Annotated in this window: 24 protein-coding genes and 1 pseudogene; 10 read left to right on the forward strand and 15 right to left on the reverse strand. The window is 73.2% G+C overall.

The annotated features are described in order from the left end of the window. Window position 1: 1 nt before the first annotated feature. Window positions 2-1,837, forward strand: coding sequence for a complex I subunit 5 family protein (locus AB0J08_RS17440; RefSeq protein WP_360634054.1), 1,836 nt, complete (start codon window positions 2-4; stop codon window positions 1,835-1,837). A 69-nt stretch (window positions 1,838-1,906) separates the two neighbouring features. Here AB0J08_RS17440 and AB0J08_RS17445 read toward each other — a convergent pair whose 3' ends face one another. Genes AB0J08_RS17445 through AB0J08_RS17455 form a run of 3 tightly spaced genes read right to left on the reverse strand, consistent with a single transcriptional unit; the run spans window position 1,907 to window position 2,918 of the window. Continuing rightward, window positions 1,907-2,143, reverse strand: a complete 237-nt coding sequence (locus AB0J08_RS17445) for a DUF6296 family protein (RefSeq protein WP_360634057.1) — start codon at window positions 2,141-2,143, stop codon at window positions 1,907-1,909. Beyond that, complete coding sequence (locus AB0J08_RS17450; protein WP_360634060.1) at window positions 2,140-2,463, reverse strand: hypothetical protein; 324 nt, start codon at window positions 2,461-2,463, stop codon at window positions 2,140-2,142. Before AB0J08_RS17450 ends, AB0J08_RS17445 begins: the two co-directional genes overlap by 4 nt. Beyond that, entirely contained in the window at window positions 2,460-2,918 is a 459-nt protein-coding gene (locus tag AB0J08_RS17455) for an STAS domain-containing protein (protein ID WP_360634063.1), read from the reverse strand. Before AB0J08_RS17455 ends, AB0J08_RS17450 begins: the two co-directional genes overlap by 4 nt. A gap of 130 nt (window positions 2,919-3,048) precedes the next feature. Here AB0J08_RS17455 and AB0J08_RS17460 point away from each other — a divergent pair, with 130 nt between their 5' ends. The 3 genes from AB0J08_RS17460 to AB0J08_RS17470 all read left to right on the forward strand — a co-directional run bounded on the left by AB0J08_RS17460 (window position 3,049) and on the right by AB0J08_RS17470 (window position 4,494). Next, window positions 3,049-3,417, forward strand: a complete 369-nt coding sequence (locus AB0J08_RS17460; protein WP_360634066.1) for a helix-turn-helix domain-containing protein — start codon at window positions 3,049-3,051, stop codon at window positions 3,415-3,417. 98 nt (window positions 3,418-3,515) lie between these two features. After that, a complete protein-coding gene (locus tag AB0J08_RS17465) occupies window positions 3,516-4,190 on the forward strand; it encodes a HemK2/MTQ2 family protein methyltransferase (RefSeq protein ID WP_360634069.1) in 675 nt (224 codons plus the stop codon). Window positions 4,191-4,248: 58 nt separating this feature from the next. Then, complete coding sequence (locus tag AB0J08_RS17470; RefSeq protein WP_360634277.1) at window positions 4,249-4,494, forward strand: CDGSH iron-sulfur domain-containing protein; 246 nt, start codon at window positions 4,249-4,251, stop codon at window positions 4,492-4,494. A gap of 18 nt (window positions 4,495-4,512) precedes the next feature. Here AB0J08_RS17470 and AB0J08_RS17475 read toward each other — a convergent pair whose 3' ends face one another. Further along, window positions 4,513-5,553 (reverse strand): iron-containing redox enzyme family protein, encoded by a 1,041-nt coding sequence (locus tag AB0J08_RS17475; protein ID WP_360634072.1) that lies wholly within the window; start codon window positions 5,551-5,553, stop codon window positions 4,513-4,515. A gap of 113 nt (window positions 5,554-5,666) precedes the next feature. On the opposite strand from AB0J08_RS17475, the gene AB0J08_RS17480 reads away from it, so the two are divergent. Both AB0J08_RS17480 and AB0J08_RS17485 read left to right on the forward strand, forming a co-directional pair. Continuing rightward, the gene (locus AB0J08_RS17480; RefSeq protein ID WP_360634280.1) at window positions 5,667-5,864 is read left to right on the forward strand and encodes a hypothetical protein; all 198 of its coding nucleotides are present in this window, start codon (window positions 5,667-5,669) and stop codon (window positions 5,862-5,864) included. Further along, window positions 5,798-6,218, forward strand: a pseudogene (locus AB0J08_RS17485) (pyruvate formate-lyase 1-activating enzyme); the annotation flags it as partial. The gene AB0J08_RS17480 and the pseudogene AB0J08_RS17485, both read left to right, overlap by 67 nt. A 20-nt stretch (window positions 6,219-6,238) precedes the next feature. Here the strand turns inward: AB0J08_RS17485 and AB0J08_RS17490 are convergent. Together AB0J08_RS17490 and AB0J08_RS17495 are read right to left on the reverse strand one after the other, a co-directional pair. Beyond that, the gene (locus AB0J08_RS17490; RefSeq protein WP_360634075.1) at window positions 6,239-6,913 is read right to left on the reverse strand and encodes a pyridoxamine 5'-phosphate oxidase family protein; all 675 of its coding nucleotides are present in this window, start codon (window positions 6,911-6,913) and stop codon (window positions 6,239-6,241) included. Between the two features lie 30 nt (window positions 6,914-6,943). Next, window positions 6,944-7,081, reverse strand: coding sequence for a hypothetical protein (locus AB0J08_RS17495; RefSeq protein WP_360634078.1), 138 nt, complete (start codon window positions 7,079-7,081; stop codon window positions 6,944-6,946). 393 nt (window positions 7,082-7,474) lie between these two features. On the opposite strand from AB0J08_RS17495, the gene AB0J08_RS17500 reads away from it, so the two are divergent. Next, on the forward strand, window positions 7,475-9,184 hold the full coding sequence (locus AB0J08_RS17500; RefSeq protein ID WP_360634081.1) for a GAF domain-containing protein: 1,710 nt from the start codon (window positions 7,475-7,477) through the stop codon (window positions 9,182-9,184). Here the strand turns inward: AB0J08_RS17500 and AB0J08_RS17505 are convergent. The 7 genes from AB0J08_RS17505 to AB0J08_RS17535 all read right to left on the reverse strand — a co-directional run bounded on the left by AB0J08_RS17505 (window position 9,158) and on the right by AB0J08_RS17535 (window position 16,946). Continuing rightward, complete coding sequence (locus tag AB0J08_RS17505; protein ID WP_360634084.1) at window positions 9,158-10,165, reverse strand: nitroreductase family protein; 1,008 nt, start codon at window positions 10,163-10,165, stop codon at window positions 9,158-9,160. The two genes, AB0J08_RS17500 and AB0J08_RS17505, sit on opposite strands and share 27 nt — an antisense overlap. Window positions 10,166-10,187: 22 nt before the next feature. Next, window positions 10,188-10,472, reverse strand: a complete 285-nt coding sequence (locus tag AB0J08_RS17510) for an SHOCT domain-containing protein (protein WP_360634087.1) — start codon at window positions 10,470-10,472, stop codon at window positions 10,188-10,190. A gap of 109 nt (window positions 10,473-10,581) precedes the next feature. Continuing rightward, window positions 10,582-11,277 carry a response regulator transcription factor gene (locus tag AB0J08_RS17515; RefSeq protein WP_360634090.1) on the reverse strand — a complete coding sequence of 232 codons (696 nt, stop codon included), beginning with the start codon at window positions 11,275-11,277 and terminating at the stop codon, window positions 10,582-10,584. Between the two features lie 190 nt (window positions 11,278-11,467). Further along, window positions 11,468-13,321 carry a S8 family serine peptidase gene (locus AB0J08_RS17520; RefSeq protein WP_360634093.1) on the reverse strand — a complete coding sequence of 618 codons (1,854 nt, stop codon included), beginning with the start codon at window positions 13,319-13,321 and terminating at the stop codon, window positions 11,468-11,470. Between the two features lie 449 nt (window positions 13,322-13,770). Beyond that, window positions 13,771-14,523: an alpha/beta fold hydrolase gene (locus AB0J08_RS17525; protein WP_360634096.1), complete on the reverse strand. Its 753-nt coding sequence runs from the start codon at window positions 14,521-14,523 to the stop codon at window positions 13,771-13,773. A gap of 144 nt (window positions 14,524-14,667) precedes the next feature. After that, entirely contained in the window at window positions 14,668-15,351 is a 684-nt protein-coding gene (locus tag AB0J08_RS17530) for an AAA family ATPase (protein ID WP_360634099.1), read from the reverse strand. Window positions 15,352-15,524: 173 nt separating this feature from the next. Beyond that, window positions 15,525-16,946, reverse strand: coding sequence for a phosphatidylinositol-specific phospholipase C domain-containing protein (locus AB0J08_RS17535; RefSeq protein WP_360634102.1), 1,422 nt, complete (start codon window positions 16,944-16,946; stop codon window positions 15,525-15,527). A gap of 632 nt (window positions 16,947-17,578) precedes the next feature. Between AB0J08_RS17535 and AB0J08_RS17540 the strand changes: the two genes are divergently transcribed. From AB0J08_RS17540 to AB0J08_RS17550, 3 genes are all read left to right on the forward strand, one after another. Next, window positions 17,579-17,764 (forward strand): hypothetical protein, encoded by a 186-nt coding sequence (locus AB0J08_RS17540; protein ID WP_360634105.1) that lies wholly within the window; start codon window positions 17,579-17,581, stop codon window positions 17,762-17,764. 98 nt (window positions 17,765-17,862) lie between these two features. Next, entirely contained in the window at window positions 17,863-18,930 is a 1,068-nt protein-coding gene (locus tag AB0J08_RS17545; protein WP_360634108.1) for a TIGR04222 domain-containing membrane protein, read from the forward strand. Between the two features lie 257 nt (window positions 18,931-19,187). Beyond that, entirely contained in the window at window positions 19,188-19,997 is an 810-nt protein-coding gene (locus AB0J08_RS17550) for an aldolase (RefSeq protein ID WP_360634111.1), read from the forward strand. Between the two features lie 118 nt (window positions 19,998-20,115). Here AB0J08_RS17550 and AB0J08_RS17555 read toward each other — a convergent pair whose 3' ends face one another. Continuing rightward, a complete protein-coding gene (locus AB0J08_RS17555; RefSeq protein ID WP_360634114.1) occupies window positions 20,116-20,691 on the reverse strand; it encodes an XRE family transcriptional regulator in 576 nt (191 codons plus the stop codon). An 80-nt stretch (window positions 20,692-20,771) separates the two neighbouring features. Continuing rightward, on the reverse strand, window positions 20,772-21,707 hold the full coding sequence (locus tag AB0J08_RS17560) for an ABC transporter ATP-binding protein (RefSeq protein ID WP_360634283.1): 936 nt from the start codon (window positions 21,705-21,707) through the stop codon (window positions 20,772-20,774). Between the last annotated feature and the right edge of the window lie 72 nt (window positions 21,708-21,779).

The raw sequence follows: 21,779 nt of genomic DNA on the forward strand, positions 1-21,779 counted from the left end.
CGTGACCGCGGCTGACCTCCTGCCGCTGGCCGTCGTCGTCCCGCTGCTCGGCGCCGCCCTGCTCGCCGTGGTCGGACGCCTGCTGCCCCGGCTCGGCTGCGACATCGTGGCGACCACGGTCGCCACGGCCGAGGTGATCTGCCTCGTCCTGCTGTGGACGCGCGGCGGACGACCCGCCACCGCCGACCTGGGCGGCTGGCCCGCCCGGGTCGGCATCGTGCTCGCCGCGGACCCGATCGGTACCGGCCTGGCCCTGCTGGTCGCCACCCTGGTCCTCGCCGTGATCGTCTACTCCTGGCGGTACTTCGACGAACCGCAGGGCGAGCACGCCGGAATCTTCCCCGCCCTGATCCTGCTGTTCGAGGCCGGCATGGCCGGTTTCGCACTCACCGGAGACCTGTTCAACGCCTTCGTCTTCTTCGAACTCATGGGCGCCGCCGCCTACGCGCTGACCGGCTACCACATCGAGGACCCCCGCCCGCTCCAGGGCGCGCTCACCTTCGGCATCGTCACCTCCTTCGCCGCCTACTGCTCCCTCCTCGGCATCGGCCTCGTCTACGCCCGGACCGGCGAACTGAACCTCGCCCGGCTCGGCGAGCAACTGGTCGGCCACCGCACCGACCTGCTCACCGTCCTGGCGTTCGTCCTCATCGTGACCGCCCTGCTGGTCAAGGCCGCAGCGGTCCCCTTCCACTTCTGGCTGCCCGACGCGCACGCCGTCGCCCCGACCCCGGTGTGCATGCTGATGTCCGGCGTCATGGTCGAACTCGGCGTCTACGGCATCGCCCGCGTCTACTGGACCGTCTTCTCCGGCCCCGGTGGCATCCCCCACGACGCGATCCGCACCACCTTCGCTGCCCTGGGCGTGCTGACCGCCCTGATCGGCGCCGTGATGTGCTGGCAGCAGCGGCACCTGAAGCGCCTGCTGGCGTTCTCCACCATCAGCCACGTCGGCCTGTTCCTCATCGGTATCGCGCTGCTCACCCCCGACGGCACGGCCGGGACAGCGCTCTACGTCGCCGCGCACGGCTGCGTCAAGGCCGCCCTGTTCGCCCTCACCGGGGTGCTGCTGGACCGCTACGGCTCCGTCGACGAGCACGGCCTGCACGGCAGGGCCCGCGAACTCCGCCCGGTCGGTGTGCTGTTCGTCGCCGGCGCCCTGGCACTGGCCGGGCTGCCGCCGTTCGGCACCGGCCTGGGCAAAGCCGTGGCCGAGCACGCCGCCGGACACTGGCAACCGTGGCTTCCCGCCGTGTTCGTCGCCGCCTCCGCCCTCACCGGCGCGGCGGTGCTCCGTGCGGGCCTGCGGGTCTTCTGGGGCGCCGGACCACCGCCCAGCGACAGGCCCGGCGAGGAGGAGACCACCGGAGAGGGCGAGGAGCCCGAAATCCGCTCGCCCCAGCGCACCCTGCCACCCACCATGACCATCGTCCCCGCCCTCCTCCTCGCCCTCGCCGCCGCCGTGGGCTGTCTGCCGGCGGTCGCCGACACCCTCGCGCACGGGGCGGTCGTCTTCACCGACCCCGCCGCCTACGCGGCCGCCGTCACCGCGGGGCAGGGGGCATCGCCCGCCGTTCCTGCGCTGGCCGCCGTTCCCGTGCCGCCCGCCGCCTGGACCACCGCGGGCGTCCTCCTCGGCCTGCTGTCCGCCGCACTCGCCGTCGCCCTCGCCACTGCAGCGGTCCACCGGCGCACCCCCCAGCTGCCGCGGCGCCACCCCGCCGCCCGCGGCGTCCGGGCGCTGCGCCGCCTGCACTCCGGGCGGCTCGGGGACTATCTGGCCTGGCTCGCTCTCGGCGTCGCGGTGCTGTGCGCCGCGATCGCCGCCCAGACCTGAGGGTGGCCGGCCGCGCTGCGGGGAGCAGTCCGGCCGGCCTTGTGCGGACCCCGGCGGCACGCGGCCATCTCAGGGCATCGGCACGGCTTCGAGGCAGGGGTGCGTCGGGCCGTACTCGGACGGCAACTCCAGGACTTCCGCGACCGTCCCGCCGATCTGGAAGCGGAAGCGGCCGGTGGCGTCCTCGTAGACCGGTTCGGACGCCGGGCCGAGCCGGTCGGTGCGGTGCACGATCACGGTGCGCGGCGCGGCGTGGCCGCCCGGAATCCCGGGCAGCGCGACGGCGTAGCGCGTGACGGTGTTCATGGCGCACCGCCGGAGCGGTCGGCGGTGGCCGGAGACGGGGCTGCGCGGCCGGCGAAGACGATGCCGCGGCCGTCGGGCGCGGCCCGCACCCGGACCGACACGGGTGGGGTGAACCAGCGGACGAGGCTGTGCTCCGGCCGGGCGGTGGACTCCGGTACCAGGACGAGCCCGGTGTCGCGGGCGGTCAACGGCAGGCTGACCGCGCGGTGGCCGCCGGGCATGCGCAGCAGGAGGCGGTTGTGGCCGTGGTCGCGGTGGATGCCGACCGCGAGGGCGGTGACGGCCGTGGACGTCGTGGGGGGCAGTGCGGTGGTGGTCATGGCCGGTGGGTTTCGTCGTGGGGGGTGTGGGGGGTGTGGGGATCAGCGGGGACGGCAGTGAACAGGGCGGCGGTCTCGGTGACGGCGAGCAGGCGTTTCACCTGGGGGCTCGCGTCGGTGATCGTGAGGGTGCGTCCGCCGGCCTGGGCGGTCAGGCGCAGGCGCAGAAGGACGTTGAGACCGGAGCTGTCGCAGAACTCGACGCCGGACATGTCGATGTCGAGACCGGTTCGGCTGTGGACGAGGGCCTGCTCCAGGACGTCGTGGAGGCGGTCGGTGACGTCCATGTCGATCTCGCCCTTCAGCTGCGCCCGGGGCCGCTCCGATCCGGCCGTGAAGTCGACGGCCAGGTAGTCGAGCAGCAGTCGGCGGGCGCGGTGCCGCTGCCCGGCGGCGGCGCCGGGAACGGCGGCCTCGGGGCCGGGCCGGCCGAAGGTGAACGGGTCCTCGAACATGATCACTCCTCGGAGGGCGGCGAGGACGAAGACATTTCCAGCGTGCCCCGCACCGCCTTTCACGTCAACAGATACTTGAACCCGGATTCACGTGTGGCAAACGGGGAACCAAAGCTCCTACGATGGAGTCATGGCCCTCGAAGAATCCGCGAGGACGAGCTGGACGTTCGTGACCAACCACGCCCGGGTGCTGGCCGCGATCGCGCGCGACCCCGGTGTGCGGCTGCGGGACGTCGCCCTGGAGATCCAGCTGACCGAGCGCGCCGTCCAGGCGATCGTGACCGATCTGGAGCAGGCCGGCTACCTGGCCCGAACCCGCACCGGCCGACGCAACCACTACCGCATCGCCTCGGGCACCTGGCTCAGACACCCCGCCGAGTCCGGGCTGAGCGTCAGCGCCCTGCTCGACCTCCTCGCTCCCGACCGCGATCAGGCCGACCACGGTCAGGCCCACCTGGTCCACAACGGCGACGGCGACGGCGACCCCGGGACGGACTGATCGCGCCGGGAGGTCACCCGGCCGGGCAGCCGTCGAGGACCTGGCGGACATCCGTCGGCCGTGCGTGTAGCCGTGCGGATCACGGGCACCCGCCCGGCATGCTGTTGATCAGACCGCCGGGCGTCTACCAGCCCCAGGGCGACACCGAACTACTGATCTCCTGCCTGCTGGAGGAGCCGCTGGACGCCACCCGCAGGGTGCTCGACCTCGGGACCGGGACCGGCGCGGTGGCACTGGCCGCCGCCGGTACCGGGGCCAGGGTCACCGCCGTGGACCTCTCCGCACGGGCCGTCGCGGCCGCCTGGCTGAACACCCGGCTGCACCGGCACCGGGTTCGGCTGCGCCGGGGTGACCTGGTGGAGCCGGTGGACGGGCAGCGGTTCGACCTGATCACCGCCAACCCGCCGTACGTGCCCTCGGACACCGGCACCGGCCCCGGCGGCGGTGCGGACGTCCCGGGGACGGGCGCGGCGCTGGCCTGGGACGCCGGGCGGGACGGTCGGCTGGTGCTGGACCGCATCTGCCGGGAGGCGCCGAAGCTGCTCGCCCGGGGCGGTGTGCTGCTGATCGTGCAGTCCTCGCTCGCCGACGTCCCGAAGACCTTGGCCGGACTGCGGCGGGCCGGACTGCGGACCTCGGTGGCCGCGGCCCGGTGGCAGGAGTTCGGGCCGGTGATGACCGCGCGCGCCGGGCTGTTCGAGCGGCGGGGGCTGATCGCGCCCGGTGAGCGCAAGGAGGAGCTGGTGGTGGTGCGCGGTGTCCGGGAAGGCTGAACGGCCGGGCGACGGGCAGCGGCCGGGCGACGGGCAGCGGCCGGCCCCGGCGACCAGGGTGACGCTGGTGCCGGGCGGCCCGGTGCTGGTCGAGGGCCCGGTCGAGGTGGTGCTGCCGGACGGCACCCTGCGCCGCTCGGATCGCCCGGTGGTGGCGCTCTGTGCCTGCCGACGCAGCCGCCGCTACCCGTTCTGCGACACCAGCCACCGGCGCCGCCACGCCCCGCCGGCGCAAGCGCCCGAGCCGGAGCGGGAGCGGGAGCGGGAACGGGAACAGCCGGAGCGGGAACAGCCGGAGCGGTGACGCGAGGGGCGGGGCGGGTCAGCCGGGCCCGTCCGGCAGGGGTGAGCGCAGCGAACTGCGGCCCACCCGCCAGTGCTCCAGCAGATGGGCGGCGAACCGGTCGTCCACCAGCTCGGCCGCGGCGATCCCGAACGCGATGTCCGGCTCCAGTTCCGCCTCGGCGGCAATCAGCTCCCCGACCACCCCGCGCCGCATCAGCTGCTCGTGCACGGCGTCCGCCTCGATGTGCTCGCGGTAGAACAGGGTGCCGTCCGGGCCTGCGCCGAGCCGTTCCAGGGCGGCCGCGAGGCGGGCCGAGCCGGGCGAGGAGGTGACCTCGACCACGGCGAACAGGCCGACCGCCGCACCCCGCAGGGCCCGGTGCAGGCCGAACAGCGTCATCAGATTGACCACCGCCAGGGCGGGGGCCGGCACCTGGTCCAGGTAGTACCCGTAGCGCGGGTCCAGGCCGAGGTCGACCATCATCCGGGCGAACAGCAGGGAGTGCGCTCGCTCCGGGCGACCCGCGCCGTACTCGTCGTACGCGACCGCCATCAGCGCCGCCTGTGCGGGGCCGTGCACCCGGGGGACGAGCCACATCTGCGGGTCGGCCTCCTTGAGGTGGTACGCCGAGCGGTGCACCAGGTATTCGCGGGCCTGCCAGCGCTCGCCCTCGGCGAGCAGGTAGTGGGACGGCCCGGTGCCGTCGACCGGCTCGATCAGCAGCCGCTCCAGCGCCTCGCTGACCGGCCGGACCGGCCCGGCCTCGGCCCGGAGGGCGGTGAGGAACGGCCGCTCCAGGGCGGCCCGGAAGGCGAGGAGACCGGGGTCCCACTCCCAGGCGGGGTCGGTGTCCGGCAGGCCGCGGTCGTGGAGTTCGTAGCACAGGTGGAGGGCGAGCTGGTGGTCCTCGCTCCAGGGGTCGGCGGGCCCCGCCGGTGGTCCGAGCACCCGGCCGGGGCTCGGCGGCCCGGCGGTGACCAGGCCGAGCACCGCGGCGGAGAGCGGCCCGCGGGCCTGCGGGAGGGCGTTCACCACCGGCTCCTGCGGATCCCTGCCGCCGGAGCAGTCCGATTCCACCGCCGCATCCTGCCACCTCCTGCCGCCGGTTCCCGCGGTCCGCCGTAGCGGCTGCCCAGCGTCGGCCCGGACTAACCACCAGAAACCTTCGGACCGGCAACGTGGCCAGCGCGATGTCCGTCGCCAAGCTGCCGTACGAGCACGCCGAGGACAGCATCTCGCTCACCAACACCGTCGCCCCCGACGCGCGGGGCCGCACCGAGGCGGATCGGATCACCAACCTGGTCGGCGTCCTGGACGGCACGAACTCGGCCTGCACACCGCGCTGGACACCTCCGGCTTCCTCGGCTCCCGCGCCACCGACGCGCTGATCGCCGACACCGACCTCGTCCTGCTCGACATCAAGTCGTGGGACACCACGCTCTACCGGCACCTGACCGGAGTTCGCCCACCGGCTGGCCGGCCTCGGCACCGAGGTCCAGGTCCGCTTCGTGGTCGTCCCGAACCTGACCGACGCCGCCGCGAACATCGAGCGCGTCGCCGCCTTCACCGCCTCGCTCGGCAACGTCTCCCGCGTCGACGTCCTGCCCTTCCACCCGCTCGGCGCCGCCAAGCGGCGCGCACTCGGCCTCGGATTCCCTCTCGCCGACACCCCGGTGCCCACTCCCTGCCAAACCGCCGAAGCCCGCGCCGTCTTCGAGGCGCACGGCCTGCACACCGCCTGACCTGCCCCTCCGGCGCCGGCTCAGCCACCGCCGATCCTGCGGCCGGTGATCTCGTCCGCCCGGATCCGCACCCAGAGCGGGCGGTCCCCGCCGGCCCACGGGGTGATTCCGGGCAGCTTCGACAGCCGCCGCGCCTCGTCGGCGTCCGTCACGTGCTGCGCCTCGCCGAGAATCAGAACGCTCCAGCCCTCGCCCAGGTGGTCGTCGATCCGGTCGACCTGGAACGACACCGGGGCCCCGTCGTCCGGCGCCGCACTGCTTCGGGTGGCTGTGCGGAAGACGACGGACGCGCCGTCGACGGTGTAGTTGACCGGGAAGACCGCCGGTCCTGGCTCGACGGGCAGCGCGATCCGACCCACGCCACGGGTGCCGATCCGCTCCCAGCACTCCGCGGGGGTGAGGTGGAACAGCAAGGGGCGCGGGGCCGCCTGCGCCTGTCCGGGCGGAGCGTCGGCACGGCCCTCCAGCAAGTCCCGGTAGGTGAGTCGAAGGGCGGCGGCGATCCGTAGGAAGCCGGCCGGGTCGAAAGCGGGCCCCGCCGCCAGCAGGTGCTGGAGGTAACGCGGCGCCATCGCCGCCTGATACGCCAACATCTGCTCGGTCAGGCCGAGTTGGGATCGACGCTCGGTGATCCTGCGCGCGACGTCCGCGGGATCCGCGGGGCGCGCGGCTCTGATGTCGTGGTTCTGGTTCACCGTGTGCTCCTTGGCTCGCCGGTGTCCGGGTCACGGGCGGAAGAGCGCGAGCTTGAGTGCGCCGTCGGTGCCCGCGTCGGCGAAGACGTCGTAGGCCTGCTGTGTCTCGTCGAAGCCGAACCGGTGGGTGGCCGGCCCGGAGACGTCGAGCCGGCCGGCGGCCGGCATGTCGAGCGGCAGCGGGGTGCAGTGCGTGTCGGCCTGCCGTGCACGCCGCGGATGGTGACCGCGTCCACTCGGACGGCGGCGTCCTCGGGATCACGGACGGCGGCGTCCGGGACCTCGCCCCGGGTTCGGCGGCCCGGTCCGTGGTGAGCCAGCGCCTTCATGTCCTGATCACTCCTGTCGGACCTCGCCGGTGCGGGACCCGCGGCAATGTCGTCCCCGTCATCCCGCTCTCCCTTCCAGCGTTCCCGCTGGGGCTGTTGTTCGCCATGGGCCTGGTGGGGCCCGCAGCTGGGCCGATGGGCCCCGACGGTGGCCCTGGGAGCGGGGCGCGCCCGATCCGCAGCGTCTAGTCTGGCAACGGCACCCGGCGAGTCTCGGATCTCGGAGGAACCGGTGGGCAGCGCATCGGAGAGTTCGGCCCCTCTGCCGCAGCTTCGTCTCGACGAGCTGCTGGACGAGCTCCAGGCGCGGCTGGACGCGGCCCGCAGTACCCGCGACCGGGTGCACAGCCTGCTGGAGGCCGTCCTGGCGGTGGGTCGCGACCTGGAGCTCGGACAGGCCCTGCGGCACATCGTCGAGGCGGCGGTCACGCTGGTCGACGCCGAGTACGGCGCCCTCGGGGTGATCGGCGAGGACCAGCAGCTCTCCCAGTTCATCCCGGTCGGCGTGACCGAGGAACAGGTGAAGCGGATCGGACCGCTGCCCTCCGGCCACGGTGTCCTCGGCGAGCTGATCCGCCACCCGGTGCCGCTGCGCCTGTCCCGGATCTCGGACCATCCGGCGTCCTACGGGTTTCCCGCCCACCACCCGCCGATGGGCAGCTTCCTCGGAGTACCGATCCGGATCCGGGAGAAGGTGTTCGGCAACCTCTACCTGACCGAGAAGCGCGGGGGCGGCGAGTTCGACGCCGAGGACGAGTCGGTGCTCGCCACCCTGGCCGTGGCGGCCGGGGTGGCGATCGACAACGCCCGCCTCTACGCCCGTGCCAGGCTGCGCGAACGCTGGCTGACGGCCAACGCGGAGATCACCGCCAGCCTGCTGGCCGGTGCTTCGGAGCGGAACGTACTCGACCTGCTGGTCACCCGGGCGGCCGAGATCACCGGCTCCGATCTGGCGGTGGTGGCGCTGCCGCTTCCGGACTCGGACGACCTGGAGGTGCGGATCGCCGTCGGCCTGGGGGAAGAGCGGCACCTGGGCCTGCTCCTGCCGCTCAGCGGGTCCTTCGTCGGTGCGGCCGCCCGGACCGGCGGCCTGGTGGTGAGCGGTGACGTCCGGACGGACCCACGGATCACCGCCGGGCCACCCCGCTGGGAGGGCCTCGGCCCGGCCGTCGCGGTGCCGATCGGCACGGCGGGGCACGGGATGCGCGGGGTGCTGATGCTGGCCCGGGCAGCCGGGGCGCCCCTGTTCGGCGAGGAGGAGTGCGGGCCGCTGCCGGGCTTCGCCGGCCAGGCGGCCGTGGCCATGGAACTGGCTGAGCGTCGCCGGGACTCGGAACAGGTCGCGCTGCTCCAGGAGCGCGACCGGATCGCCCGCGACCTGCACGATCTCGCGATCCAACGGCTGTTCGCCACCGGCATGACCCTCCAGGGCGCCACCCGCTTCATCGAGCACCCGGAGGCGGCGGACCGGGTGCTGCGGGCGATCGACGACCTCGACGACACCGCGAAGACCATCCGGGCCACCATCTTCGGGCTGCGCGCCCGCGAGTCCGGACCGGCGGCCGGCGGCTTGCGCGCCCGGGCGGTCGAGGTCGTCGAGCGGGCGGCGCGGGCCCTCGGCTTCACTCCGGGCCTGCGAATGACCGGCCTGCTCGACGTCACCGTGCCGACCGAGATCGCGGACGCGGCCGTCGCCGTCCTGGAGGAGGCACTCGCCAACGCCGCCCGGCACGCCGGCGCGAGCGCGGTCGAGATCTCGCTCGCGGCCGGCGTGGAGCTGGTGCTCACGGTGACGGACAACGGTGTCGGACTGCCCGAGGGCGGCCGACGCAGCGGGCTGGCCAACCTGGCCGAACGGGCGGCCGAACTGGGTGGTGGCTTCGGCGCCCGGGCGCTGACCGACGGTGGCACCGAACTACTGTGGCGAGTCCCCCTGCCCTAGGGTTCCGGGATCGAGGACGTCGGCGGCCGCCAGTCGGGGGGTCGCCGTGCCTTCCGGACCGTAGCCCAGGCGGATCAGCATCTGCACGTACTCGGGTCCCAGATGCGGCTCCCGGGCTGCCCAGCGCAGCTCCGGCCACTCCATCACCTGGTGCAGCAGCGAAGCCCGCACCCCGTGGACGGTGGCCTCCAGCAGGACGTGTTCCAGGGCGATCCCGGCACGCAGCCAGTCCTCGGGGCGGTCGTGCTCGGTGCTGAGGACCGCGATGAGCGGCTCGTGCTCGAAAGTGGCGGGCGGTCGGTGCTCAGCGGAACGGATGGCGGCGTAGTCCCGCATCGGCAGGTGGCCGTCCCGGTCCTGCGGGCCCAGGGCGCGGGCCGGGATGCCGTAGGCCGGCACCTCGCCGCTACGGATCCAGCTGCGGCTCTCGGTCCACTGGGCGGGATCGGTGGTGTTGCGGCGCTCGGCCTCGGCGCTGAGTTCGAGCAGCCGGGCCGTCTCCTCCCGGCCGGGGAGGCGGAGCGTCGCCTCCTCGGCCCGGGCAGCTGTCACCAGCCGGTCCAGGAGGTCCGCCGGGACGGGCTCGCCGGTGAACGGGGTGCGAATGGAGTGGCGGCGCCAGATCGCGTCGGAGAGGGCCTCCGCTCCGGGGGCCCGGATCGGCGACGTCCCGTCGAGACGGATCGTGGCGAACAGGTCCGGGTCGGCGGGATCGGGCAGCAGCCGCACCTCCGGTGCCCGGCCGAGGTGGCTGGCGGCGACCCGCAGATTCAGCACCGCGGCGCCGACGGAGATGTGCATCGCCCGGCCCTGGGGGTCGGCGGCCGGCACGGCACGCTCCCGTACGGCGCGCACCTCCAGCAGCGAGGTCTCGGGCTCCAGCCGGAAGTGCCAGGGCTGGGTGTTGTGGATCGAGGGCGCGGCGACCGCGGCGGAGACGAGCTTCTCCAGGGCGGCGGCGTCGAGGGCGAGAGTGGGCATGGTGGTCTCCCGGGGTGTGCCGTCAGCCGGAGGGCGGTCCGCCGCCGGTGCGCAGGGTCTCCAGGCGCCGGCGGTACTGGTCGGCGTCGATCTCCCCGCGGGCGAAGCGCTCGGCGAGCAGCTGCTCGGCGGCAGGACGCTCGGGTGGCGGGGAGTGGTGCGCACCCGGTACGTGCTGCGGGCTGTCGACCAGGTGACGGACGAGGAGGATGATCGCCACGACGACCAGCCCGAGGAACAGCAGCATGGCGACGGTCATGAGGCCGAAGCCCCAGCCGTTCATGTCGTGATCGTTCCAGTACATCATCGCGGGCTCCTCGGCAAAGCGGGGCGGGCCTGTCGCCTCACCTCCACCGTGCGCCGGGGCGCGCCCCCCGCGCTTGGGCCGACCGGCCCCTTCCGGCGGGCCGGGCGGCTCAGTGCGGGCGCTGGTGCTGCGGCTGGTGCTCCGTGTCGGTGTGGGCCGCGAGCACGGCGGCCTGGAGACGCCGCTCCACGCCGAGCTTGGCGAGCAGCCGGGAGACGTGGTTCTTGACGGTCTTCTCGGCCAGGTAGAGCTCTTCAGCGATCTCCCGGTTGGTCCGCCCCTCCCCCACCAGCGCGAGGATCTCCCGCTCGCGCGGCGTCAGTCGGGCGAGCGCCACCTCGGTGGGACTCTCCTCGTGGTGGCGCAGGCTCTCCATCAGCTTGCGGGTGGTCGCCGGGTCGAGCATGGACTGTCCGGAGGCCACCGTCCGCACGGCGCTCACCAGGTCGGCGCCCTTGACCTGCTTCAGCACGTAGCCGGCGGCACCGGCCATGATCGCGTCCAGCAGTGCGTCGTCGTCGTCGAACGAGGTCAGCATCAGACAGGCCAGCTCCGGCATCCGGTCGCGCAGGTCCCGGCAGACGGTGACCCCGTCGCCGTCCGGCAGCCGCACGTCGAGGACGGCGACGCCCGGGCGCAGCGCCGGGATGCGGGCGAGCGCCTGCGCACAGGTCCCGGCCTCGCCCACCACCTCGATGTCCGGCTCCGCCTCCAGCAGGTCGCGCACTCCCCGGCGGACCACCTCGTGGTCGTCGAGCAGGAACACCCGCACGGGCCGCCCGGCTGCGGGCTCGGTCGTGTCCATCGCCTGCTCCTGGTGGTCGGCGTCGTTCCCCACCGATTCTGCTCGTCCCGGCCCGGCCGCGCACCAGAGGGCCGGCCCGGAGACGTCGAGCCGGCCGGCGGGCCAGCGGCGGCCCGGTCCCGCCACTGCGGAGGCCCGTGCTCCGCCACCCGGTGGCGGCGGAGCACGGGCCGTCGGTGCGGCGGTGGGATCAGAAGGTGAGGTTCCAGGCGTCGATCGTGCCGGTGTCGCCGGAGGCGCCGTCCTTCACCCGGAGCTTCCAGGTGCCGTTGGCCGCGCTCGCGGAGGCGTTCACGGTGTAGGTCTTGGCGACGTTGTCGGCGCTGTCGCCGTTCGCGAAGTCCTCCAGCAGGTAGACGCCGCCGTCCGGGGCGACCAGCGAGATCACCAGGTCACCGCGGTAGGTGTGCTTGATGTCCACGCCGACCTTCAGCGTCGCCGGGGCGTTGCCGGTGACGCCGGTGACGGCGATCGGGCTCTCCACCGTGGCGTTGTCGGTGATCGCCGCGTCGGTCAGGTTCTCGAAGTACTTGCCGGTCGGCGGCGTGGTGGTGCCGTTGACCGCCTTCAGCGCGTCGACCTGGCCCTCGCCGAAGAACGCGTTGTTCGCGGTGGTGCCGGTGCAGCGGCCGTCCGAGGCGGGGCATGCCACGTCGCCCGCCTGGGTGGCCAGCCGGGCCCGGATGCCGGCCGGGGTGAGCGTCGGGTCGGCGCTCACGAGCAGTGCGGCCACGCCCGTGACGTGCGGCGAGGCCATCGAAGTGCCGCTCTTGGTACCGTACTTGCCGCCGGGCAGGGTCGAGTAGACGCCGTTGGCGCCGTCGCCGCCGGGCGCGGCGACGTCGATGACGCCGTTGCCGAAGTTGGAGTACGAGGCCTTCACGCTGCCGCTGCCCATCGCGGCGACGGTCACCACACCCGGCAGCTCGGTCGGGATGTCCAGGCAGGCGTTGGTGATCGTCCGGGTGACCGGGGTCGAGTCGTTCGGGCTCTCGCTGTCGGTCGTCTTGTTGGCGAGGTCGTAGTTCGAGTTGCCGGCCGCCGCCACCTGCAGCGAGCCCTTGTTCTCGGCGTACTCCTGGGCGCGCTTGACGCCCTCGATGATGGCCGCCTGGTCGACGTTGTCCGGGCAGTTGAACTGCCAGGGGTCGGTGTAGTAGCTGTTGTTGGTCACCTTGAAGCCGTGGTCGCCGGCCCAGACGAAGCCGCAGACGGTGTTCTCGGCGTAGAAGAGGGTGCTGGTCGGTTCGGCTATCCGGACCGAGGCGATCTTCACACCCGGGGCCACGCCGATGACGCCCTTGCCGTTCTTGGCCGCCGCGATGGTGCCCGCCACGTGGGTGCCGTGGGTGTCGACGTCCCGCCAGGCGCCGGTGCGGGTGTCGGCCTTCCCGTAGGCGCAGGAGGCCGAGTCGGCGGCGTCGAAGTTCGGTGCGAGGTCCTGGTGCTGGTCGTCCACGCCGGTGTCGAGGACGCCGACCTTGACGGTGGGCGAGCCGGTGGTGACGGCCCACGCCTGGTCGGCCTTGATCTGGGTCATGTCCCAGCGGTTCGACTCGGTGAGGGTGGTGGTCGCCTGGGCGGGGTTGGCGGGCAGTGCGGGGTTGTACGCGTCGGCCGGCACGTCGGAGGTGCGCGTCGCGCCGACCTGCTGGATTCCGGCGGCCCCGCGCAGTGCGGCCGCGAAGCCGGCCGAGGTGGAGTGGGCGACGATCACGCCGATCGCGTCGTAGCTCGCGAAGACCGTGCCGCCGTTGGCGGTGACGGCGCTCCTGGCGGCGGCGGTGTCGGCGGGCGCGCTGATCACCAGGTAGGAGCGGGTGCCGGCCGCCCAACCGGCGGCGACCTGCGGGGCGGTGACGGCAGCGGGTGCGATCGCGCCGACTGGCACGCCGGCGGCAGCGGGCGCCTCCGCTGCGGTGGGGGCGCCGGCCGTGGTGGGGGCGGCGGTGGCCGTCACGGCGGGAGCGGCCAGCGCCATGGCCGCGAGAACGGCGAGCGCGGCGGCCGGGCGACCGAGCCGCCGGGATATCAGGGGTGACACGTGTGTCCTCCGATCGGCCCGTGCGTGAGGGGTTCGCACGGAGTTTGAACGCAACATGCCAGATCAGTGAGCACTTGGGGAAGGCTTTACGCATGACCGCTTGTCACAACCGTGTCAACTTCTGATGTCGCACCGACGGAGCACCCACGCCGGCCGACCGTCCACCCACCCCCCGGAGGTCCGCCACGCGGTCCGCCATCCCGCGCCCCCGCGCCCACCCTGGTGACCACCGGTGCCGCCGACACCCGTTCGTTCGTGTACTTGGACAGGTTGCCGGGCGACCCACCGGCCCGTCCTCCGGAGAACCCCGACGGCCGCCCCCGCCCTGGACCACTCGACGACCCGTCACCCCCTCCCAGCCGCCCACCGGATGCCCCGGGCCGACGGGGGACCCACGGCGCGGCCCGGCCCCGGGCGGCGGGCGGGACACCGCCCGCCCGCCGCCCGGCTCACCCCCGCAGCTGCGCGGCCACCACCTCCAGTACCGCGTCCCGCTGCTCGGCCAGGTAGAAGTGGCCGCCGGGGAAGACCTTCAGCTCGAAGGCGGCCGTGGTGTGACGGGCCCAGTCGCCCACCTGCTCCAGGGTGGCGCGCGGGTCCGCGTCCCCGGTCAGCGCGGTGATCGACTGCGGCACGACGGCGTCCGGCGCACACTGGTACGCCTCGATCGCGGTGTAGTCGCTGCGCAGTGCCGGCAGGATGACGGCACGCAGCTCCGGGTCGGCCAGGAGTCGTTCATCGGTGCCGCCGAGCCCGGACAGCTCGGCGAGCAGGCCGTCGTCGGAGAGCCGGTGCACGGTCGACTCCCGGGGCCAGGAAGGTGCGCGACTGCCGGAGACGAACAGGTGCTCCGGCCCGGCCTCACCGTCGCGGTCGAAGCGGCGGGCCACCTCGAAGGAGACGGCGGCGCCCATGCTGTGACCGAAGAAGGTCAGCGGCCGGTCGGCCCAGGGCAGCAACGCCTCGTACACGCGGTCCGCGAGGACGTCGACCGAGTCGATCCCGGATTCGCCGAAGCGGTTCTGCCGACCGGGGTACTGGACGGCGAGCACATCGGCGTACGGCGCGAGGGCCACGCCGTAGTCGAGGAAGTAGCTCGCCGCCCCGCCCGCGTGCGGAAAGCAGACGACCCGGGCGGGCGCCGTGTCGACGGGGTGGAAACGGCGGAACCACAGGCTCTCGGTGGCGGTACTGCGGGCCATGCGGGACGACCTCCCTGAGATCGGGTCAGTTGCTGCGTGCTCTTCCTCCCCAGTCTCCCCTGCCGCACCACCGGACACCACGACCCTCCTGGAGTCACGACCCCCGGAGACCACCGGAGACCCCCGGAGACCCCCGGCCGGTCCCTAACTGTCCGGTCCCGCCGGGCCGAAGTGAACGGCGGCGGCACGCTCCCGGGAGACCCGGTCGAGCAGCAGCACCGAGGCCGCCTCCGGCGTGGGCGTCGGTCCCTCGCCCCGGGCGTGCCGGGTGAGCGCCACGAGCAGGCGACCGAGGCCCCGGCGGTGGCGCGCGAAGACACGACGGGGGGCCCAGCGGCCGCGCTCCCGCTGACCGGCGAGCGCGGTCTCGGCGCCCACGTCCAACAGGACGAGGTGCAGCTCACGGCCCTGCCGGGCGGCGGCGCCCGCCAGCCAGCGGCGCATCCAGACCCGGCTGCCGCAGTCGTGCACCAGCAGCGGACCACCCCCGCGGACGGACGCCCGCAGCAGGCGGAAGTGCTCCAGTCGGGCCCACGGGCGGTAGACCGCGTACGGCAGGGCGGCCGGCATCACCGCCGCACAGGCCTCGTGGACGGCCCGGGGGTCGACGGTGGCCGCCGGACGGGGCTGGGCCGACCAGCGGCGCAGCAGCGTGCTCTTGCCGCTGCCGGGGAGCCCGGAGACCACCACGACGGCGCCCGGCGGGTAGCGGACGGTGAACGCCGCCCCGGCCGCACCCCTGAGGTCGACCAGGCCTCGCGGTTCCATCCTCGTCTGCGCCCCCTGCCGTACCGCGGTCCGCCCGCCCGGCGTGGTCGGCCTGTCCATGGTGCTCACTCATCCCCGTCGGTACCCGACCTGGAACGATAACAACACCGACCGCCGTCCCGTCCCACCGGGGAAAACGGAACGCCGACTCACCCCGGTGTCCGAGCTCCGAGGGCCGGACGCCGCGCACGAAGGCCGGCTCGCGGAGGGGGCTCAGCGCGCGCGTGCGGCCGTCACTTCGGGCAGGTGTCCAGCGTCACCCTGCCGCCGGCGGTGGCCGCGGTGGCCGGATCCACCGACAGGCACAAGCCCGTCCAATGGTTGATGAACTTGTAGGCCCCCGTGTCCTTGCCCCCGACCTTGATCGGAGTCGGGATGACGTTCCACAGCTGGTTGCCGGAGAACCAGCGGGTCTCGCAGCCCCACCAGTACAACTGGGTCCCGGCCGGCGGCGGCGTGCCGTTGTTGTAAGGAGCCGTCAGGCACTTGCCGTTGCTGGCCCTGATCCAGTAGTAGCCCTGGCCGTCGTAGGTCAAAGGACGCTCGGCGCCCCACTGGTGGCTGCTGGGCGCCGTCGACTGACAGGCACGCTGGGTGACCAGCCCGCCGGTCTTGGAACCGTCGAACTCGGGCCCCCGCACCATGCACCGGCCGTACCTGGTGTCGACGTAGGTCTTGTCGGCCCTGACCTGCCAGATCGCCTGGTGGGCCCCCTTGACGACGTACCCGTCATTGCGGGCGATGATGTCCTCCACCAGGGCCCAGCCGGGGTAGTCCATCATGATGACGCCGATGCGCCCGTTCCCGCCGCCGCCGTTGAGGTAGCGCATCAACCGGGGGTTGATGCCCAGAACAGCGGGTTCCTTTCTGGTCGAGTCCCAGCCACTGCCGCCCGCGTACGAGAACGGGGAGGCGCCGACACCGCTCGCGGACGTGTAGGTCACGAACATCTGGTCGCTGCCGGCGGCGACCGCCTTCCTGATGTTCGCCTGGACCTTGTCCCACTTGTTGTTGACGCCCGGGTCCGCCCAGGTGTCCTCGGTGTGGGCGTTGAAGGCCTTGATGCCGTACTGGCGGTCGACGTTGTCGAAGTTGCTCAACGTGATCTTGCCGCGCACGTCCGACAGGGTGGGGATCTCCGTGGGCACTCCCGGGACCGTCGACGGGGCGTAGAAGAGGTTCGGATATTTGGGTGAGGTGGCATAGCCGCGGAAGATGTCCTCGACCGCTGTGCTGTCCACGGTCGACGGATCGTTGGTGCAGTCGGTGGCGCCACCCTTCGGACGAGGACACTCGGCCCTCAGGCGCATCACGATGGTTTCGCTCGGGTGCTGCCTGAGGAAGGCCTGCGCCTTGGTCAGTACGTCGTCGAAGTTGGCGTTCTGGTACTGCACCGCATGATGGACCGTGAAGTACTTGCCCTCGGTGACGCGCACCCTGATGTCGACGGCACGAATGCCTCGCTCCAGTTGTGCGGTCAGCGTTTCGGCACTGTCGCCGAAGTCATGCTGCGTCTTAGTCAGTTCGATCCCGTGGATGGCGAGCGTCTCATGGGTTCCGGGCAGTGACAGCGCCGACAGCGAGGTCCCCCCGGCGATGTTGTTCATCCAGTCCGCCCGAGTCGTCGACCCGAGCTCGACGGCGTCGGTGTACACCGATCCGGCCGCGGTGGCGGAGCCCGGCACGAGCAGTGTCGCGCTCACGGCGACGCCCAGAGCCACGAGATGCGTCAGCCGGCGGCGCCATTCCCGTGGCCCGCTGCGGACGCCGCGAAGAGTGGAACGAGGCATGGTACTCCCTGTCCGAGATCGAAGGAGACGGGCAGGCTCTGCCTCGCCGAGCTGATTCGTCGTCCAGCGCACCGTGTCAACTCCCCGTCACACGACCCGAGCTGATGTGACCTCATATGACGAGACGGACCCGCGCGTCTTCCTCCGTGCGCTGATGTCATGTAGAAATCGCGATTCTCTCGGTGGTGGCGGCCTTGAGGCCAGGGCCGGGAGGGCACCGCTCCCGGGTGCGGAAGGGCAGGCCGGCCCGCCCACCGGCCGGACCGGCACGAGCGGCGGGACCCGCGGAGGAAAGCCCCTGCCGGGGAGGCGCGTGGGAGCACCGGGGGCGCAGACCGAGAACTGGTGCGCGCTGCCGACGCCTCGACTGCCCGCGCATGCTCCCACACCGGCGGCGGGCGCACGGCGGAACCGCCCGTGGACGCTCGACCTCGTGGGGCGTCCTGCCGATACTCCCGGCACAACTCCCGTCGCACCGCCCATCGGAGGCACCCGTCGTGACCTGGCTCCGCGTCCTGACCGCACTCGGCATCCTCGCCGTGGCCGCCAGCGCTCTGCTGGTCTTCGCCCTCTGCACCGCCGCCGCCCGGGGCGACCGCGGCAGCCGCGACGACCCGCAGCGGGATCTGCGCGACGAGGCCGAGCGCAGTGGGCTGATCCGACGCATGGACGGCGACCGCTGAGCACATCGTCCGACGGCCCAAAGCCCCTTGCAGTGAAAGGCCAGTGGCGGGAACCTCACGTGAGGGCGCGCGAGGCGCCGCGGCAGGGGGGCCGGCGAATGTGGCTTGACACGTACTTCTGGATTGCGGCCGGGCTGACCCTGGCGGCCTGGCTCACCGGCCTCGGGGGCGCGCTGGCGAGGGACAACGCCGTCGAGCGGGCGGGCGCCCTCAGCCGGGAACTGTCGCTGCTCGAAGTGGCCTTCCTGGCCGGCGGGCCGGGGCGGGTGGTGGACACCGTCCTGGTCGGGATGGAGCGCGAGGGGCGGTTGGTGATCTCCCGGGCGGGCGAGGTCACCCTCACCGCCGCCGACCCGGGAGCCGACATCGCCGCCGGTACCGGCGGCGCGTCGGCCACCCCGGTCGAGCAGGCGGTGATCGACGCCACCGGTCCGCTGCGGCGCGCGGAACTCACCACGCTGCGGCCGGAAGTCGCACGGAGCACCGCCGTGCAGTGCATCGGCGACCGACTGGAGGCGGACCGCCTGCTGATCAGCCGCTCACTGCGACGCCGCTACGCCCGGAGCCGGCAGGTCCTGTCGGCCGCACCACTCGCCGCCGTCCTGGTGGCAGCCGTCGCCGGTGCACTCGCCCTGGTCGACGACTCCACACCCCGGCCGAGTTGGTGGGCCCTGCTGCTCGTGGCCGCGGCCGGTGCGCTCATGACGCTGATCGTCCGGCTGGTCGGCCCCGGGCGTGACCGGGTACCGCGCTGGGTGCGCCGCAAGCTCCAGTGGTTCGGAGCCTCGACCGACCACTCGGCAGAGGCCGCGCGGGCGCATGTCGCGCCAGAGGTCGTACGCGTGACGGGCCTGACGGTTCTCGGCGCGGTGGCCGTCAACGGCGCGCTGTCGGTGGAGGATCCGGCAGTCCAGACAGCCCTGTTGACCGCCGCGACCCGGGAGGAGGCCATGAAGGTCCAGGCGGCGTCGGGCGGCGGGTGGCAGTCCGGCGACGGCGGCGCCGGTGTCGGCAGCTGGTGCGGCGCTTCCGGCGGTGCCTCGGGCTCGGGTCACGGGCGGGGGGCGTCCGCCTGCGGTGGCTCCGCGGGGTGCGGCGGGTCCTCCGGTTGCGGCGGCGGGTCGGGATGCGGCGGCGGGTGCGGGGGCTGCGGCGGCGGTGTCTGACCCCGGGACAGCCTGGCAGCGGTGGACCGGACGACGGAGGGCCCTCGACGGCCGGGCAGGGCGGCGGCCGGGCCTGGCGGTGACGGCATGAGCGACCGCCGGCCCGACCGCGCGCACCGTCGACGCCAGGACACCACGTGTCCTAGGGTGAAGAACGTGTCACCCCGCCCGCCTTCCGGCGGCCGGCACGGCGCCGCCGCCTGCTCAACGGCCGTGCCACACCCGGGCGTTCCCGCACGAAGGAGAAGAGCACGGCCATGGCAGGGACCCTCACCGCCACCAAGGCGGAGCTGGTGGAGCTCGCCCACCGCAGGATGCAGACCGCCATCCCCGACAACGACTGGACCACCCGACAGAAGCTCGCGCTGACCTGCCGGATCCTGTTCGACGCCGGTCACGACTCCGGCCTGGCCGGCCAGATCACCGCCCGCGCCGAACAACCCGGCACCTACTACACCCAGCGGCTGGGGCTCGGCTTCGACGAGATCACCGAGTCCAACCTGCTGCTGGTGGACGAGGACCTCAACGTCCTGGCCGGCGAGGGCATGGCCAACCCCGCCAACCGCTTCCACAGTTGGGTGTACCGGGCCCGCCCGGACGTCGACTGCGTCATCCACACCCATCCGCTGCACATCTCCGCGCTGTCGATGCTGGAGACACCACTGGTCGTCTCGCACATGGACCTCTGCCCGCTCTACGACGACTGCGCGTTCCTGGAGAAGTGGCCCGGAATCCCGGTCGGCAACGAGGAGGGCGAGATCATCACGGCCGCGCTCGGCGACAAGCGCGCTCTGCTCCTCGCCCACCACGGCCAGCTGGTGGCCACCGGCAGCGTCGAGGAGTCCTGCGTCCTCGCCGTGCTGTTCGAGCGGGCCGCCGAACTCCAGCTGCTGGCCTCGGCGGCCGGCCGGATCCGGGAGATCCCCGACCTGCTGGCCCGCGAGGCCCACGACTGGATCTCCACCCCCAAGCGCGGCCAGGCCTCCTTCGGCTACTACGCCCGCCGTGCCCTGCGGGCCGGCCACGGCGACGCGCTCGACACCTTCGCCCCGGAGGGCGGCGCCTGAGACGGCCGGGCCGACCCTGGAGGAGATCATCGCCTGTCCGGTGCCCCCGTTCGCGGCCGGCCGGTGCCGCGCACGCGCCGCCCCGCCGAACTCCTCGCGGCGCTGGACCGACCCGCCGTCAGGGCAGGCTGGGCACCCGCTCCGACGGGCCGGCCGGGTCGTCGTGGATCACCACGAGGACCGCGGCCGGCACCGGGCCGGTGCTCCGGCAGCGGTGCGGCAGCGCCGAGTTGAAGTAGACGCTGTCCCCCGGGGCGAGCTCGACCGTCCGTTCGGGAAACTCCAGGTCGACCGTCCCGGCGTGGACGAAGAAGAACTCCTCGCCCGCATGGGACTTGAAGGGCGAGTCGCCCGGCTCGACCGGCGGGTACACCATGAACGGCACCATCCGCTTACCGCTGAGGCCGGTCGCGATGCCCTCGTAGTGCGGGGCGCCGGGGCCGGCGCCGTCCGCCATCGGCGTCCGCTCGCCGGCCCGGACCACCGTGATCAGCTCCGGCTCCACGTCCTCCGAGAACAGCCGGCCGACGTCGACCTTCAGCGCGTGCGCCAGCTTGAGGGCGGTCGAGATGGAGGGATCGCTGAGCCCCCGCTCCACCTTGGAGAGGTAACTCTTGGTCACCCCGACCCGCGCCGCCAGCGCCTCCAGGCTCAGCCGGTTCTGCTTCCTCAGCACCCTCACTCGGCTGCTCATGCGGCACCTCTCGCCCGGAACGTCCGGTTCAGTATCCCACCGCGCCCGGCCCCGGTGCCGTGGGGCCGGGCACCCGCCCGTCAGTGGCCGGCGATGTCGTCCGGGCGCACCGCGATGTGGTCGGCGCCCAGGTCGACGGCGACCCGGTGTTCCATGCCCAGCGCCTCCAGGAACTTGACCGGCAGCTGCACCCGGCCGGTGCGGTCGAGCATCACGTACTCACGCTCGTTCACCGACTCCTCGCCGTGCTCGTCCGTCACCGTCCGGCGCAGCACCTCGCTGCTGGTACGGCCGTCGCGGATGGCGACGGTGCGGCGGACCTCGGCGGCGACCATGGGGTCGTGGGTGACGATGACGACGGTCGCGCCGAGTTCGCGGTTGACGGTGCGGAAGGCCGCGAAGATGCCGGCAGCGGTCTCGGAGTCGAGTTCGCCGGTGGGCTCGTCGGCGAGCAGCACGGGCGGGTTGTTGGCCATGCCCACGGCGATGGCCACGCGTTGCTGCTGGCCTCCGGAGAGTTCGGCCGGGCGGCGGTGGGCGAGGTCGCCCAGCTCCATGGCCTCCAGGAGTTCGGCGACCCGGGCCGCCTGCTGCCTGGAGCGGGCGGCGCCGCCGGCGCGGCCGCGCAGTTGCATCGGCAGGGCGATGTTCTCGGCGGCGGTGAGGAAGGGCAGCAGGTTGCGGGCGGTCTGCTGCCAGATGAACCCGGCCACCTCTCGGCGGTAGCGCAGCCGTTCCCGGGCCGACATCTCCAGCAGGTCGCAGCCCGCGACCGTCGCCGTCCCGGCCGTCGGCACGTCCAGCCCCGCCAGAATCGTCAACAGCGTCGACTTGCCACTGCCCGACGCACCCACCAACGCCACCAGATCACCCTGACGGATCGTCAACTCCAGTCCCTGGAGCGCCTGCACCTCCACACCCTCGGCGCTGAAGATCCGCACCAACCGCTCACACACGATCGCCGCATCCGCCGCATGCGCCCTCGGCGCCGCAGCCGCCAACGCCCGGTCCTGCAACTCCTGAAGAGTCGGAGCCTGGACAACCGCCCGGCCCTCGAGGCCACCGTTCACCACTGATCTCCTGTCGCC

It is taken from the genome of Kitasatospora sp. NPDC050463, assembly GCF_040655255.1.
Taxonomy (GTDB): domain Bacteria; phylum Actinomycetota; class Actinomycetes; order Streptomycetales; family Streptomycetaceae; genus Kitasatospora.

Excerpts from the sequence above, each read along its gene's own strand:
- AB0J08_RS17445 (WP_360634057.1), bottom strand. The coding sequence starts at position 2,143 with ATGAACACCGTCACGCGCTACGCCGTCGCGCTGCCCGGGATTCCGGGC.
- AB0J08_RS17450 (WP_360634060.1), bottom strand. The coding sequence starts at position 2,463 with ATGACCACCACCGCACTGCCCCCCACGACGTCCACGGCCGTCACCGCC.
- AB0J08_RS17455 (WP_360634063.1), bottom strand. The coding sequence starts at position 2,918 with ATGTTCGAGGACCCGTTCACCTTCGGCCGGCCCGGCCCCGAGGCCGCC.
- AB0J08_RS17460 (WP_360634066.1), top strand. The coding sequence starts at position 3,049 with ATGGCCCTCGAAGAATCCGCGAGGACGAGCTGGACGTTCGTGACCAAC.
- AB0J08_RS17465 (WP_360634069.1), top strand. The coding sequence starts at position 3,516 with ATGCTGTTGATCAGACCGCCGGGCGTCTACCAGCCCCAGGGCGACACC.
- AB0J08_RS17480 (WP_360634280.1), top strand. The coding sequence starts at position 5,667 with ATGTCCGTCGCCAAGCTGCCGTACGAGCACGCCGAGGACAGCATCTCG.
- AB0J08_RS17495 (WP_360634078.1), bottom strand. The coding sequence starts at position 7,081 with ATGCCGGCCGCCGGCCGGCTCGACGTCTCCGGGCCGGCCACCCACCGG.
- AB0J08_RS17505 (WP_360634084.1), bottom strand. The coding sequence starts at position 10,165 with ATGCCCACTCTCGCCCTCGACGCCGCCGCCCTGGAGAAGCTCGTCTCC.
- AB0J08_RS17510 (WP_360634087.1), bottom strand. The coding sequence starts at position 10,472 with ATGATGTACTGGAACGATCACGACATGAACGGCTGGGGCTTCGGCCTC.
- AB0J08_RS17515 (WP_360634090.1), bottom strand. The coding sequence starts at position 11,277 with ATGGACACGACCGAGCCCGCAGCCGGGCGGCCCGTGCGGGTGTTCCTG.
- AB0J08_RS17525 (WP_360634096.1), bottom strand. The coding sequence starts at position 14,523 with ATGGCCCGCAGTACCGCCACCGAGAGCCTGTGGTTCCGCCGTTTCCAC.
- AB0J08_RS17530 (WP_360634099.1), bottom strand. The coding sequence starts at position 15,351 with ATGGACAGGCCGACCACGCCGGGCGGGCGGACCGCGGTACGGCAGGGG.
- AB0J08_RS17545 (WP_360634108.1), top strand. The coding sequence starts at position 17,863 with ATGTGGCTTGACACGTACTTCTGGATTGCGGCCGGGCTGACCCTGGCG.
- AB0J08_RS17550 (WP_360634111.1), top strand. The coding sequence starts at position 19,188 with ATGGCAGGGACCCTCACCGCCACCAAGGCGGAGCTGGTGGAGCTCGCC.
- AB0J08_RS17555 (WP_360634114.1), bottom strand. The coding sequence starts at position 20,691 with ATGAGCAGCCGAGTGAGGGTGCTGAGGAAGCAGAACCGGCTGAGCCTG.